13 protein-coding genes and 1 pseudogene are annotated in these 13846 nt (G+C 49.6%); 11 read left to right on the top strand and 3 right to left on the bottom strand.

Features of this window, described 5'->3' with window-relative positions; translation table 11 throughout:
• Positions 1-26: 26 nt before the first annotated feature.
• The 3 genes from OCV96_RS08285 to folK all read left to right on the top strand — a co-directional run bounded on the left by OCV96_RS08285 (position 27) and on the right by folK (position 2312).
• A complete protein-coding gene (locus OCV96_RS08285; RefSeq protein WP_262594198.1) occupies positions 27-509 on the top strand; it encodes an HD domain-containing protein in 483 nt (160 codons plus the stop codon).
• A gap of 93 nt (positions 510-602) precedes the next feature.
• Positions 603-1415, top strand: a complete 813-nt coding sequence (folP, locus tag OCV96_RS08280) for a dihydropteroate synthase (RefSeq protein WP_227733740.1) — start codon at positions 603-605, stop codon at positions 1413-1415.
• A 39-nt stretch (positions 1416-1454) separates the two neighbouring features.
• A complete protein-coding gene (folK, locus tag OCV96_RS08275; RefSeq protein WP_262594197.1) occupies positions 1455-2312 on the top strand; it encodes a 2-amino-4-hydroxy-6-hydroxymethyldihydropteridine diphosphokinase in 858 nt (285 codons plus the stop codon).
• On the opposite strand, the gene OCV96_RS08270 is transcribed toward folK, so the two are convergent.
• Positions 2290-2787: a Gx transporter family protein gene (locus OCV96_RS08270; protein ID WP_227062458.1), complete on the bottom strand. Its 498-nt coding sequence runs from the start codon at positions 2785-2787 to the stop codon at positions 2290-2292. The two genes, folK and OCV96_RS08270, sit on opposite strands and share 23 nt — an antisense overlap.
• 162 nt (positions 2788-2949) lie before the next feature.
• Complete coding sequence (locus tag OCV96_RS08265) at positions 2950-3378, bottom strand: NusG domain II-containing protein (protein WP_262594195.1); 429 nt, start codon at positions 3376-3378, stop codon at positions 2950-2952.
• A gap of 45 nt (positions 3379-3423) precedes the next feature.
• On the opposite strand from OCV96_RS08265, the pseudogene OCV96_RS19495 reads away from it, so the two are divergent.
• Positions 3424-4514, top strand: a pseudogene (locus tag OCV96_RS19495) (FAD:protein FMN transferase).
• Positions 4515-4605: 91 nt separating this feature from the next.
• Positions 4606-4956 (top strand): ArsR/SmtB family transcription factor, encoded by a 351-nt coding sequence (locus OCV96_RS08250; RefSeq protein WP_022154707.1) that lies wholly within the window; start codon positions 4606-4608, stop codon positions 4954-4956.
• A 228-nt stretch (positions 4957-5184) separates the two neighbouring features.
• On the opposite strand, the gene OCV96_RS08245 is transcribed toward OCV96_RS08250, so the two are convergent.
• The gene (locus OCV96_RS08245) at positions 5185-6210 is read right to left on the bottom strand and encodes a DUF5050 domain-containing protein (RefSeq protein WP_227733737.1); all 1026 of its coding nucleotides are present in this window, start codon (positions 6208-6210) and stop codon (positions 5185-5187) included.
• A gap of 215 nt (positions 6211-6425) precedes the next feature.
• On the opposite strand from OCV96_RS08245, the gene pheA reads away from it, so the two are divergent.
• From pheA to OCV96_RS08215, 6 genes are all read left to right on the top strand, one after another.
• Complete coding sequence (gene pheA, locus OCV96_RS08240) at positions 6426-7550, top strand: prephenate dehydratase (RefSeq protein ID WP_117568924.1); 1125 nt, start codon at positions 6426-6428, stop codon at positions 7548-7550.
• Positions 7551-7695: 145 nt separating this feature from the next.
• Positions 7696-8982 carry an ATP-binding protein gene (locus tag OCV96_RS08235; protein WP_262594182.1) on the top strand — a complete coding sequence of 429 codons (1287 nt, stop codon included), beginning with the start codon at positions 7696-7698 and terminating at the stop codon, positions 8980-8982.
• An 8-nt stretch (positions 8983-8990) separates the two neighbouring features.
• Positions 8991-10541, top strand: a complete 1551-nt coding sequence (locus tag OCV96_RS08230) for a Ppx/GppA phosphatase family protein (protein ID WP_262594180.1) — start codon at positions 8991-8993, stop codon at positions 10539-10541.
• Positions 10542-10559: 18 nt separating this feature from the next.
• Positions 10560-12686 carry an RNA degradosome polyphosphate kinase gene (locus OCV96_RS08225; RefSeq protein ID WP_262594179.1) on the top strand — a complete coding sequence of 709 codons (2127 nt, stop codon included), beginning with the start codon at positions 10560-10562 and terminating at the stop codon, positions 12684-12686.
• Entirely contained in the window at positions 12679-13305 is a 627-nt protein-coding gene (locus OCV96_RS08220) for a Maf family protein (RefSeq protein WP_262594178.1), read from the top strand. Before OCV96_RS08225 ends, OCV96_RS08220 begins: the two co-directional genes overlap by 8 nt.
• A gap of 9 nt (positions 13306-13314) precedes the next feature.
• The coding region (locus OCV96_RS08215; RefSeq protein WP_262594177.1) for an HAD family hydrolase at positions 13315-13846 on the top strand (532 nt) is incomplete at its 3' end.

Raw genomic sequence — 13846 nt, 5'->3', positions numbered from 1 at the left:
GACCGGGACGGAATGGTGAGACTTTGATGGATAGAATTGATAAAATATTAAATCATGATTTATTTTTATACCATTTAGGAAAGAACAATGCGGCAGAAGCAGACAGACGCTTCTGCCGTCATAGTATGGTACATTTTCTGGATGTGGCCCGGATCGGGACGATCATAGCTCTGGAGGAAGGACTGGAACTGGACCGGGAGTGGATCTATGCGGCGGCATTGCTCCATGATTGCGGGAAGCATGAACAGTACGAGAACGGCACGCCTCATGAGCAGGCCAGTGCCCGGATCGCACCGGAGATCCTTAAGGACTGTGGATTTGATGATAAAGAAACGGATGTTATTGTAACTGCAATCTCACGGCACAGAGATCCCGAGGCCGCGAAAGAGAAGAACCTAAACGGCGTTCTTTACCGGGCGGACAAGGCAAGCCGTGCCTGCTTCGCCTGCGATGCGGAGAAGGATTGCAACTGGAAAGACGGCAAGAAGAACCTGACGATCAGGTACTGAGTGCAACAGGCTGAACCGAGAAATTCGCAAAGCTGTACCCGGTAGGGGAACATATCCGGACAAAAAATAATACAAACATGAGGGAGAAAACAAATGAAGATTGGCAACAGAGAGTTTCAGACCAAAGGACATACTTATGTAATGGGGATCCTGAATGTGACCCCGGATTCTTTTTCCGACGGAGGAAAGTGGAATGACAGAGACCGGGCATTGAAGCATGTGGAAGAAATGATCGCTGAGGGGATGGATATTGTGGACATCGGCGGAGAGTCCACGCGTCTGGGTTATACCCTGCTATCTGACGAGGAGGAGATTGCCAGAGTCGTACCCATGATCGAGGCGGTGAAGGCAAATTTTGACATTCCCATTTCCCTGGACACCTACAAAAGCGGTGTGGCAGAGGCGGGGATCCGCGCGGGAGCGGATCTCATCAACGATATCTGGGGATTGAAATACGACAGACACATGGCGGAAGTCATTGCAAAGAGCGGCCTGCCCTGCTGTCTGATGCACAACCGCAAAGAGGCGGACTATCAGGATTTCATGCAGGATGTGGCGGCAGATCTGGCAGACACGATCCATCTGGCGGAAGCGGCAGGCATTGCGGATGAGAAGATCATTCTGGATCCCGGCGTGGGGTTCGGCAAGACCTACGAGAACAATCTGGAGATCATCAACTGTCTGGAAGAACTGAATATGTTCGGCTATCCCCTGCTGTTGGGATGCAGCCGCAAGTCGGTCATCGGGCTGACACTGGATCTGCCGGTGACGGAGAGAGTGGAGGGAACGCTGGTGACTACCATGTTCGGCGTCCAGAAGGGATGTATGTTTGTCCGGGTGCATGATGTGAAAGAAAATGTCCGCACCATTAAAATGTGTGAAGCTATTTTAAACAGCAGTAACTGATATTTTGCGAAGAAGCGTTGGGAAAGGCGGAGTCGGCAAATGAAAAAAGGCACTTATGAGGACCAGATCCGTATCGAAGAATTGGAAGTATACGCGCATCACGGCGTATATCCGGAAGAAAATGAAAAAGGACAGCATTTTTATGTGAATGCCACGTTATATACGAATACCCGTCCGGCAGGACTGGCGGATGACTTAAATCTCTCCACCAATTACGGAGAGGTCTGTCAGTTTATCACGGAGTTCATGCAGCAGCATACTTTTCAACTGATCGAAACGGTGGCGGAGCGGACTGCTTACGAAGTATTACAGTATTTTCCGCTGGTACAGGGACTGGATCTGGAGATCCGCAAGCCCGAGGCTCCAATCCCATTACCTTTTGGCAGTGTATCTGTGGCGATTCACAGGGAATGGCATGAAGCCTATATTGCCGTGGGTTCCAATATGGGAGACAGCAGAGAGCATATCGCGCAGGCTTTGGGACAGCTTCAGAAGAACAAAGACATCAGAGTGGAAAAGGTGTCGGAGCTGTTGGAGACACTGCCTTATGGCGTCGTAGAGCAGGATAATTTTGTAAATGGAATGTTTGGGATCCGAACGTTGCTTGCACCGGAAGAATTATTACAGGAGCTGCACCGTATTGAGCAGATGGAAGGAAGAGAACGTAAGCTTCACTGGGGACCCCGGACACTGGATCTGGATATTATCTTCTATGATGATCTGGTGTATGATTCCGAGGATCTGATGATCCCGCATATAGATATGGAGAATCGTTATTTTGTACTGAAGCCCTTAAGTGAGCTGGCACCGAATTTCCGTCATCCCATTACTCACAAGACCGTAGCACAGATGCTGGCGGAGCTTCCCGTGGATATCACGGAAGGAAGCGAAGCGTAAAGCGGGCACAGAGACCAATGAACAGACCGGTCACCAGACCGCTGAGAAGCAAAAACGGCAGATAGACAAGCACAGCGGGAACGGAAGTCAGTAAAAAAGCAACACCAATCTGCCCCAGATTGTGAAAAACAGCACCTGTCATGCTTGCGAGGAACAGGTAATTCCCGTGCAACAGCCGCTTCACAAGCAGCATGGCAAACAGGCAGAGTATACCGCCAGACAGGCTGTACAGGAGACTCATGGCCTGCCCGAAGAACATGGTCGCTAAAAGGATCCGCACCAGAAGCACGAAAAAGGCGTCTTTTGCGGAATATTTCCATAGAACAACAAGCGTTATTATATTGGAAAGCCCCAGCTTGATGCCCGGGATCGGGACAATGGGGGGCAGAGCACTTTCCACGGCATACAGCGCCAGTGCAATGGCCGCCAGCAGAGAAAGCGTCGTCAGTTTTCGGGTAGTTACAGGTGGTTTCATTAAAATCTCCGTGTTTTCGTAATTCGTAAGATCTGCGGTGTTTTAGGGCCGTGGGCTTTAATACCGTGGAGGTTTGGCATCAGGGGGTTAGCACCGGATGATTTCGAGTTGTGGATTAGGGCATCGTGTGGTTAGAATCATGCAGGCAAAAATGGTATTCTGTCAATAGGTCACGCCGTCCGGAACCGGTGCAGTGTCATCCGGAACGGAAACCTCTTCTCTGACCCGGATCACCAGCCGATTGGGCAGACAGGTGATGGGGAGCAGGGAGGTGCTGATAAATCCCTGATGCACGCAGATCTGATCCGGACAGGACGCAGAGACGATGGCAATGCTGCCCGGACGGACACAGACGGTATTCGTGGCACCGGCATTCCCGGAGACCTCAAAGGTATATTCGGCGGTCACCGTATCCAGACGGATGGTCTGCAATAATTCGCCGTTCTGATAGAGATCGGCATAGAGAGCCTGACCGTTTTCTACGGAACTGTGCGAGACTATATAGATCCGCACTACGCAAAGGACAGCTATTACAAGCAGAGCGGTGGTAAGGAGAACTGCTTTTTTTCGATCATTCATGGAAAGATTCATAGGAATAAGGAACTCCTTTCTGATGAGAACAGTATAGCAAAAGGAATGAAAAAAATGAAGAAGTATTTGAAAACGCCCCGGGTGTTGCGGCGGGCAACGTTACTGGCAATGCTCCCGGTGTTTTTTCTGGCGGGATGCGGGCAGAAAACGGAATGCGAAAAAAGCATAGATACCGCCATGGGAACCGTGATCTCCCAGACCGTTTATGTTACCGGAAATTCCGCAACCACAACAAATAGTGAAATATATGAGAAAATAACAGATGTTCTTTTACAAAAACTAAACGATCTGGAACAAAAAGAACTTTCCTGGAGGCTGGAAAGTGCGGAAGTGGCGCGGATCAATGCAACCGCTGGAGAAGGGCAGACCTCTGTATCTCCAGCGATGGCTGAGTGGTTGGGAAGATGCCGGCAGATCTCAGAGGAGAGTGCCGGGGCCTTTGATGTCAGTATCGGCCGGCTCAGCCGTCTGTGGGACATTGATACCTGGGCGGCTGCCGGAGATTCCGGGGATTATGAACTGCCGAGGCAGGAAGAGATCGCGGAGGCTCTTGCCACCACAGGCTGGCAGAAAATTCAGTTGGAACAACAGGCGGACGGGGATTCGGTGAGCATTCCCGCAGAAATGCAGTTGGATCTGGGAGCTATGGGAAAAGGTGTGGCGCTGGATGAGATCCTTAAGATACTGGAAGCGCATCCGGAGGTAAGTGGTGCCGTGATTTCCGTGGGCGGTAGCATCCTGACTTACGGAAGCAAGCCGGAGGGCAGATCGCAGTGACAGATCCGCTGGATCCTTCGGAAAGTGTGGGCGTGCTGACACTGGACGGAGGGCACTGTGTATCCACATCGGGAGATTATGAACGCTATGTGGAAGTGGATGGTGTCAGATATCATCACATACTGGATCCACGGACCGGATCACCGGCCCACAGTGATGTGGCGGGGGTCACCATCGTGACGAAGGACGGATTCTTAAGTGATGCCCTGTCTACGGCCTGCTTTGTACTGGGACAGGAGGAAGGCCAGCAACTTCTGGAAAAGTATGATGCGGAAGGATTGTTCATCGACCATGAGGGAACGATCACCATGACAGAGGGCATGCGGCAATATTTTCATTTGTCGAATTCGCAGAAATAGTGTATAGTAAATATAGTTAACCGTAGATAACAGTCAGTGCAGAAAACCTCTGTTGAGAGAGGGATCACAGAGTAAATAATGGAGAAATAAAATGGAAGAGAAGAACAGTTATCTTTCCGCAGATCCGGAAACCATCCGGCAGATTGATGAGAAGATGCCGCCGGAGGAGGAGTTACAGGATCTGGCAGAATTTTTTAAAGTATTTGGAGATGCTACAAGACTGAAGATCTTGTCGGTGCTGCTGTGCTCCGAAATGTGTGTGTATGACATAGCCACTCTGCTTGGTATGTCACAGTCTGCCATTTCCCATCAGTTACGGGTATTGAAGCAGATGGATCTGGTGAAGAACCGCAGAGACGGCAAGACGATCTTTTATGCACTGGCGGATGACCATATCATCACGATTCTGAATCAGGGCCTGAACCATATCGAGGAAGGTTAAAATCAATTTGCAACGGGAACGAAAAATAAGAGCCGCAGGCGGAATGTCTGCGGCTCTTGCTATGTTAGTATTCTGTAACTATTCAGAGCAGTATTCGCAAAATCGCATCTTCGATGCTTTCTTTTTGCTCATACAAGCTGCTTCGCCAAAGAAATATGAGCGGATGCTCTTACAAATGCAAGCATTCGACGAACATCCGCTCATATTTCATGGCTCTGAATCGTTACATTATTTTTTCATAGCATCCAGCGCGGCCTGTCTGGCTGCGTCAAATCCGCTGTAGCTCTGACTGCCTAATGGAGAGTGATACCAGGAAGAGTCATCTCCGAACATCTGGAAATAGACATACTGGGATGTCATATTGATGGCAGTATAATTGCCTTCGGCAATGACCCAGGAGTCGCTTCCGTCATCCCGCATGCATTTCAGGCAGGCTTCTTCGCCGTTCACCTGATAGTACACATAACCGTAACCCACATTGAAGCAGTCGATCCGTTCGTTGGTCAGGACTTCGATCTCATTCCGGGACAGGGAGTAACGACACAGGCGGTAATCATTTTCCACATCCATATAGTAGACATAATCTCCCTGTACGATGGGATACCACAGATTGCCGTCCCATACGGTGGAAACTCCGTCCGTTGCGGTATTCATGGCATAGAGATAGTGGTTGTCCTGCGTACCGTTGTAATAAATGGTGCCGTTTACGGCGCTGGCGGGATTGATCTCGAAGTTGGCAAGTTCCGTCTTGTCAGACTTGTCGATCTTCATACGGTAAAATAAAGGCCCGTTATCATCCACGGTCATAATATAGAGGTTGCTTCCCACCAGCTGGGCGGTGGAAATGGGATCTCTGGTAAGTCCTGTGACGTCGCTGCCGTTTAGCTTACAGCGGTTGAAGGAACGCACAGTTCGCAGAGCACCGATCCCGGCATCCCCGGAAGCTCCGGTCTGATAATAGTAGAGGAATTTACCGCCAGCCAGGATATTTTGTACGGAGGCATTTCCAAGTTTTTTGATATTCTGCTCCGAAGGATCCATGGAGTACAGGGTGTCGCTGTCATAGACATTGGCAAAATACACTTTTCCATCATACTCGCAGAAGTAGCCGGAATTGTTCAGATTTCCGGCGGTGTTCCCCACGGTCTCCGGGGGATTGTCAGGGATCCGGTCTCCCACGATGGCAAATGCACCGATGATGATCACGAACAGAAGAAAAGGAATCAGAATCAATAAGGCTTTTTTATCTTTCATAAGCAATCCTTCTTTATGTAAAATGAAATGTAAAGTTTTTGTAATATCTAATATTATACCTTGGTTCTTGCTTGCTAACAAGGAAAAAGTGAGATAGAATGTAACTATTCTGAATAGTTACATTTGGAGTCAGCGGATTCCGAATGTTTGAGAATTGCGGGAGCTGCTTTGCAGCGGAGCAATTCGTGGATATCAGTTAAGTTAAGGAGAACAGCATGGATTTATCACAGTTGAGACAACAGATCGACACCATTGACCGGCAGATCGTGGATCTCTATGAGAAGCGCATGGATGTCAGCAGACAGGTGGCGGAATATAAAATAGAGACCGGCAAAAAAGTATTTGACAAACAGAGAGAGCAGGAGAAGATCGCCGGAGTCAAGGCACTGACCCATAATGATTTCAACAGCCACGGCGTGGAGGAACTGTTTGAACAGATCATGTCCATGAGCAGAAAGCTCCAGTACCAGCTGCTGGCAGCCCATGGCAGTGAAGGCAGACTCCCCTTCATCGGTGTGGATGAACTGGAGACCGAGTGTGCCAGAGTGGTCTATCAGGGTGCGGAAGGTTCCTATTCCCAGGCAGCCATGCGGAAATTTTTTGGCGAGAATGTCAATGCATTCCATGTGGAATCCTTCCGGGATGCCATGAGTGCCATTGATGAAGGCAGTGCGGATTTTGCCGTACTTCCCATTGAAAATTCCACGGCGGGCATTGTCAATGAAATCTACGATCTGCTGGTGGAATTCGAAAACTACATCGTGGGAGAGCAGGTGATCCCCATCGAACACTGCCTGCTGGCACTGCCCGGCACGAAGATGGAAGAGATCAAAAGAGTCTATTCCCATCCCCAGTCCCTGATGCAGAGCACCAGATACCTCTCCGAGCATGACTGGCAGCAGATCAGCATGCAGAACAACGCTTTCGCAGCACTGAAGGTGGCAAAGGACAAGGATCAGACCCAGGCGGCCATCGCCAGTGAATATGCGGGCCAGACCTACGGACTGGAGATTCTGGAAAAAGGGATCAACGATTCCGACAGCAACTCCACCCGTTTCATCATTGTGACGAACCAGAAGATCTTCCGCAAAAATGCCAACAAGATCAGCCTGTGTCTGGAAATCCCCCATGAGAGCGGATCCCTGTACCACATTCTGTCCCATTTTATCTACAACAATCTGAACATGACCAAGATCGAGAGCCGCCCGATCCCCGAGAGGAACTGGGAGTACCGCTTCTTTATTGATTTCGAAGGCAATCTTGCGGACAGCGCGGTGAAAAACGCACTGCGGGGACTCAGAGAAGAAGCCCGCAGCATGAAGATACTGGGCAATTATTAAGCATAACAACTATTCAGAAACCCATTCGCAAAACCGCCTCTGCGAGGCTTACTTAAATAACATGCCTGCATGTTATTTGCTCATGTGGTTACTTCGCCCATTGGCTCTGAATAGTTAAAACATATAAAACAAGAAGGTTAGACATATGAGAGAAAAAGAACTGATCGTATACCGTGATTTCGAGGACGGAGAACTGCTGTATGACATGGCGTTCCTCATGTCCCATTACGATGACGAATATTACAACATGGAAGATATGGCGGCACTGTTTTACGAGTGCATTCATGATTTGATCGATCTGGCAGGCAATTACGGTTTCCACGGGAATCTGTGGCACTGCTATCTGGCCAATCTCCTGGTGAATAACGAGAACAGCTACAGCTGTGGCTGCGAGATCCGCGGAGAGATCGTCGGTTCCATCAACGATGCGGCACTGCATGACATCCGCATTTTCAAGGAATTCTATGACTTTGATTTTGCACCCATGATGGAGCAGCTTCATGTGCCGGAATTTTCCATCATTGAAAATTATGCCAGCAGCATGCAGGAGAGCAAGGTGTACAATAAGAGAATTTGTGCCCGCATCTGTGAACTGGCGGAAAAGTTCTGCGCAGACGGAACGGCCGAGGAGATGAAGGCTACACTGACCCAGTTCTATAAGGAATACGGTGTCGGCAAATTCGGCCTGCACAAGTCCTTCCGCATTACCCATGACGAGGAGGGTGTACATATCGTTCCGATTTTGAACATTGCCCATGTGAAACTGGATGATCTGGTAGGTTACGAGCTTCCCAAGAAAAAACTGGTAGACAATACCGAGGCTTTTGTAAACGGTAAAAAGGCCAACAACTGCCTGCTGTTCGGTGATGCGGGAACCGGTAAATCTTCCAGCATCAAAGCCATTGCCAATGAATATTATGACAGGGGTCTGCGTATTATCGAGGTCTACAAGCATCAGTTCCAGGATCTGAACACGGTCATCAGCCAGATTAAGAACCGCAATTACAAATTTATCATTTATATGGATGACCTGAGCTTCGAAGAGTTCGAGATCGAATACAAATACTTAAAGGCTGTCATCGAGGGTGGTCTGGAGAAAAAGCCGGAGAACGTCCTGATCTATGCTACTTCCAACCGTCGCCATCTCATCCGCGAGAACTACAGTGACAAGGAGGAGACCAGAGAGGATATGCACACCAGCGATACCGTACAGGAGAAGCTGTCGCTGGTATACCGTTTCGGCGTGACCATTTATTTCGGTGCTCCCAACAAAAAGGAATTCCAGAATATCGTGAAGACTCTAGCGGAGCGCTATCATGTGGAGATGCCGGAAGAGGAACTTTTACTGGAAGCCAACAAATGGGAACTGTCCCACGGCGGACTGTCCGGAAGAAGTGCCCAGCAGTTCATTGATTACCTGTTAGGAAAGTGAGGAACCTTATGAGTGTAAAAACCTTCGCAGCCATTGATGTGGGCAGCTTTGAACTCACCATGAAAATATTTGATCTCTCCGGGAAAAATACCATGCGGGAGATCGACTGTATCCGCCAGCGGATCGACCTGGGCTCGGACACCTATGCCCACGGGAAGATTAGCAATGAGAAAATAGATGACCTGTGTCATACTTTGAAAGAATTTGCACAGATCATGGAATCCTACAAGGTGACAGCTTACAAAGCCTACGGTACCAGTGCCATCCGGGAGACGGAAAATACCCTGATCCTACAGGATCAGATTGAACAGCGTACCGGCATCTGGGTGGAGACCTTAAGCAACTCCGAACAGCGTTTCCTGGATTACAAGTCCATTGCCTCCAAGGGAGAGACTTTCCGCAGAATCATTGAAGAAAAGACGGCGATCCTGGACATCGGCGGGGGTAGTATCCAGATTTCCCTGTTCGACAAGGATACACTGGTCTCCACGCAGAACCTGCGGCTGGGGGTACTGCGGCTGCAGGAACTGCTGAATCATCTGAACGCGGGCAGCACTCAGATGGAGCGTCTGGTGGACGAACTGGCTACGGCACAGCTGGATGATTACAAGAAGCTGTATCTCAAGGACCGCGAGATCAAAAATATCATCATCGTGGACGATTACCTGTCTCCCTGGGCGGTGCGCAAGGCTCACGAGCGGGGAGAAGTCAATGCCGTAGTGGATCGCAAGGCATTTTCCCAGCTGATGGAAGCCCTTCGTACCAAAGGCACCACGGAGCTGGCGAAGCGGATGGATATTGCGGAGGAGAAAGTGCCTCTGGTGTACATCAGTGCCATTCTGACCAGACGAATTGCAGAACTCATGGGCGCGGAACTGGTCTGGGCACCGGGCGTAACACTCTGCGACGGTATCGCCTATGAGTATGCGGAGCAGAACAAAATGTTCCGTGGCGAGCATGATTTTGCGGAGGATATTATCGCTTGCGCACTGAATATCAGCAAGCGCTACAATGGCAGCAGTAAGAGAGCGGATACCCTGGAACATATCACGACCACGATTTTTGACAGTATGAAAAAAGTGCATGGCATGGGGCAGAGAGAACGCCTGTATCTGCGGCTGGCCGCTATTTTGCACGACTGTGGAAAATATATCAGCCTGCTCAATGTCGGCGAGGCTTCCTATGACATCATCATGGCAACGGAAATGATCGGATTGTCCCATATGGAGCGGGAGATCGTGGCCAACGTGGTAAGGTTTAACCACAGCGATTTCGTCTATTATGGGCAGGCACAGGAGCGCCCTATGGGACTGGATAAGGCGAGCTACTTAACGGTTGCCAAACTGACTGCCATCTTACGTCTGGCCAACAGCCTTGACTGCAGCCACAAACAGAAAATGAAAGGTGTCAAGGCCGTTTTACAGGAGAATGAACTGATTCTGAAGGTGGACACCCAGGAAGATATTACGCTGGAAAAGGGATTCTTCCAGACCAGCACGGAATTTTTCAAGGAAGTATACAGCATTACCCCGGTGATCCGGCAGAAAAAGAAATTTTAAGGGAGGCAGCAGGGAAAAATGGAAATCGATTTTAAAGATCCGAAATATTATACCAACCGGGAACTGAGCTGGGTACTGTTCGACTATAGAGTGTTGAACGAGGCCAGAGACAAGAGCATCCCATTGTTCGAACGGTTGAAATTTTTAAGCATCACAGCATCGAACCTGGATGAATTTTTCATGATCCGCGTGGCATCTTTAAAGGATATGGAAAATGCGGGTTATACCAAAAAGGATATTGCCGGCATGACGCCCACAGAGCAGTTAAAGGCGCTGCATGTAGCAATCCATGAACTGGTGGATCTGCAATATTCCACCTATAACCGTTCCTTACTCCCTCTTCTGGAGAAAAACGGTCTGCATATCATCAGAGAGCATGAGCAGCTGACGGCGGAGGAGGCAACGTATGTGGATCAGTATTTTCAGGAAAATGTGTATCCTGTGCTGACCCCCATGGCCGTGGACTCTTCCAGACCGTTCCCTCTGATTCGCAACAAATCTCTGAACATCGGAGCTATGGTGCGGAAGAAAAACAGTGACGAGGAACTGGAATTCGCCACCGTACAGGTGCCCAGTGTCCTGAGCCGTGTGGTACGGATCCCGTCTAAGGGCAAGGCCTGCAAGATCATTCTGTTAGAAGAGATCATTGAGCGGAACATGGATAAGCTGTTTCTGAATTATGATATTGTCTGTGCCCATCCTTTCCGTATCATGCGAAATGCGGATCTGAGCATTGATGAGGATGAGGCGGCAGACCTGTTAAAGGAGATCGAAAAGCAGTTAAAGAAGCGTCAGTGGGGCGAAGCCATCCGCCTGGAAGTGGAAAGCGGCATGGATAAGCGGCTACTGAAGATCATTAAGAAGGAATTGAACATCGAGCCCGAGAATATTTATGAAATCGACGGACCGTTGGATCTGACTGTATTGATGAAGATCTACGGGCTGGAGGGCTTTGACCATTTAAAGACTCCCAAGTATGAGCCCCAGCAGTCACCGGAGCTTCCCGCAGGCTGCAATATTTTCGAGGAGATCCGTAAGGGAGATATCCTCTTACATCATCCGTTCCAGAGCTTTACGCCAGTGGTGGATTTCATCCGTCAGGCGGCGAGAGATCCGGAAGTACTGGCTATCAAACAGACCTTGTATCGTGTCAGCGGCAATTCTCCCATTATTGCGGCATTGGCTCAGGCCGCCGAGAACGGCAAGCAGGTCACAGTACTGGTGGAACTGAAAGCCCGTTTCGATGAGGAAAATAATATCGTCTGGGCGAGAATGCTGGAAAAGGCAGGCTGTCATGTTATCTATGGACTGGTGGGATTAAAGACTCATTCCAAGATCACACTGGTGGTCCGCAGAGAAGAGGATGGCATCCGCAGATATGTCCATCTGGGTACCGGTAACTATAACGATGCTACGGCGAAGCTGTACACGGATGTGGGTATGCTGACCTGCGCGGAGCGCATCGGCGAGGATGCCACGGCAGTATTCAACATGCTGTCCGGTTATTCTGAGCCACTGTTCTGGAACAAGCTGGCATTGGCACCGTTATGGCTGAAGGATAAGTTCCTGCACCTGATCGAGCGTGAGAAAAATTATGCGCTGGAGGGAAAGAATGCTCATATCATTGCGAAGATGAACTCCCTCTGCGACAAGGATATTATCCGTGCCCTGTATGAAGCAAGTGCGGCCGGCGTGAAGATCGAACTGATCGTCAGAGGTATCTGCTGCCTGAAGGTGGGAATCCCCGGTGTCAGCGAGAATATCAGTGTCCGCTCCATCGTCGGCAATTTCCTGGAGCATAGCCGTATTTTTTATTTTGCAAATGATGACCATTATGAGATCTATTGTGGAAGTGCCGACTGGATGCCCCGTAATCTGGAGCGTCGTGTGGAGATCCTCTTCCCGGTAGATCGCCCGGAGCTGAAGGAGGAATTGCTACATATCCTGAACAGTCAACTGAAGGATAATGTGAAGGCTTCAATTTTACAGCCGGATGGCAGCTATGAGAAGCAGGACAAGAGAGGAAAGCAGCTGTTTAACTCTCAGGATGCTTTCTGCCTGGAGGCCATTCAAAAAGCAAAGGAGGCTGCGGGAGAGTCTGCCATCGAAAGCAGAACTTTTATCCCGGAGACACATCATGAATAAGAAGATTATACTGGCATCCGCCTCCCCCAGGAGACGGGAGCTTCTGACACAGATCGGACTGGATTTCGATGTTGTGGTCAGCGAGACCGAGGAGAAGATCAACTCCACAGAGCCGGCGAAAGTGGTGGAAGAACTGTCAGCGCAGAAGGCGGAAGCGGTGTGGGAGAAACTTGCGGAAAGTGGTGTCTGTGATCCGGAACAGAAAAGTGGAGAAACTACTATGACAGACACCCTTGTGCTGGGAGCCGATACTGTGGTCGCCTGCGACGGTAAGATTCTGGGTAAGCCTGCGGATACGGAAGCTGCGGCAGCCATGCTTACTATGCTGCAGGGCAGAGGACATGAGGTATACACAGGCGTGACGATCCTCTATGAGGAAAACGGTGAGAGGAAGATGCTGACTTTCCATGAGAAGACCACAGTGCATTTTTATCCTATGACCGATGCACAGATCCGGGAATATGTGGCTACCGGGGATCCGATGGACAAGGCGGGAGCCTATGGCATTCAGGGATTTTGCGCCAGATATATCCGCGGTATCGAGGGCGATTACAACAATGTGGTAGGCCTTCCCGTGGGAAGAGTCTATCAGGAACTGCATGGATTGAGATTAGTGTAGGAGAACAGAATGAAGAAAGCAGCAATTTTTGACCTGGACGGAACCTTATCTGATTCTATTATGAGCATGAAATACAGCGGAGACAAGACCATGGCGGAATTCGGCTATGGACCTTTCTCGGTACAGGATTATAAATATTTTGTGGGAGACGGTGCCGCCAATCTGGTAAAGCGGGCACTGATCAAGAGCGGAGATACCGGACTGACCCATTTTGAGGCAGCCTATGCCAGATACAAAGAGATCTTTCAGGCGAACTGCATGTATCAGGTGAAGCCCTATGAGGGAATTACGGAACTGCTGGAAGAGTTGAAGAAACGTGGAATGAAGATCGCCGTATTATCCAATAAGCCCCACCATGCCACCGTGGATGTCATTGAGAGTTTATTTGGTAAGGGCTATTTTGATGTAGTGCAGGGACAGGTGGACGGCGTGCCCATCAAGCCTGATCCCGCCGGAGTCTTCCGCATCTTAGACAAGTTCGGTTTCACCGCAGACGAAGTACTCTACATGGGAGATACCGCTACAGACATGAAGACCGGCA

The sequence above is a fragment of the Waltera acetigignens genome, assembly GCF_025567015.1.
In the GTDB taxonomy this organism is placed as follows: domain Bacteria; phylum Bacillota; class Clostridia; order Lachnospirales; family Lachnospiraceae; genus Acetatifactor; species Acetatifactor acetigignens.
Note: the sequence above shows the minus strand (reverse complement) of the source record. Positions and strands in the feature narration are given on the sequence as shown.

Excerpts from the sequence above, each read along its gene's own strand:
- OCV96_RS08285 (WP_262594198.1), top strand. The coding sequence starts at position 27 with ATGGATAGAATTGATAAAATATTAAATCATGATTTATTTTTATACCAT.
- folP (WP_227733740.1), top strand. The coding sequence starts at position 603 with ATGAAGATTGGCAACAGAGAGTTTCAGACCAAAGGACATACTTATGTA.
- folK (WP_262594197.1), top strand. The coding sequence starts at position 1,455 with ATGAAAAAAGGCACTTATGAGGACCAGATCCGTATCGAAGAATTGGAA.
- OCV96_RS08270 (WP_227062458.1), bottom strand. The coding sequence starts at position 2,787 with ATGAAACCACCTGTAACTACCCGAAAACTGACGACGCTTTCTCTGCTG.
- OCV96_RS08265 (WP_262594195.1), bottom strand. The coding sequence starts at position 3,378 with ATGAATCTTTCCATGAATGATCGAAAAAAAGCAGTTCTCCTTACCACC.
- OCV96_RS08250 (WP_022154707.1), top strand. The coding sequence starts at position 4,606 with ATGGAAGAGAAGAACAGTTATCTTTCCGCAGATCCGGAAACCATCCGG.
- OCV96_RS08245 (WP_227733737.1), bottom strand. The coding sequence starts at position 6,210 with ATGAAAGATAAAAAAGCCTTATTGATTCTGATTCCTTTTCTTCTGTTC.
- pheA (WP_117568924.1), top strand. The coding sequence starts at position 6,426 with ATGGATTTATCACAGTTGAGACAACAGATCGACACCATTGACCGGCAG.
- OCV96_RS08235 (WP_262594182.1), top strand. The coding sequence starts at position 7,696 with ATGAGAGAAAAAGAACTGATCGTATACCGTGATTTCGAGGACGGAGAA.
- OCV96_RS08230 (WP_262594180.1), top strand. The coding sequence starts at position 8,991 with ATGAGTGTAAAAACCTTCGCAGCCATTGATGTGGGCAGCTTTGAACTC.
- OCV96_RS08225 (WP_262594179.1), top strand. The coding sequence starts at position 10,560 with ATGGAAATCGATTTTAAAGATCCGAAATATTATACCAACCGGGAACTG.
- OCV96_RS08220 (WP_262594178.1), top strand. The coding sequence starts at position 12,679 with ATGAATAAGAAGATTATACTGGCATCCGCCTCCCCCAGGAGACGGGAG.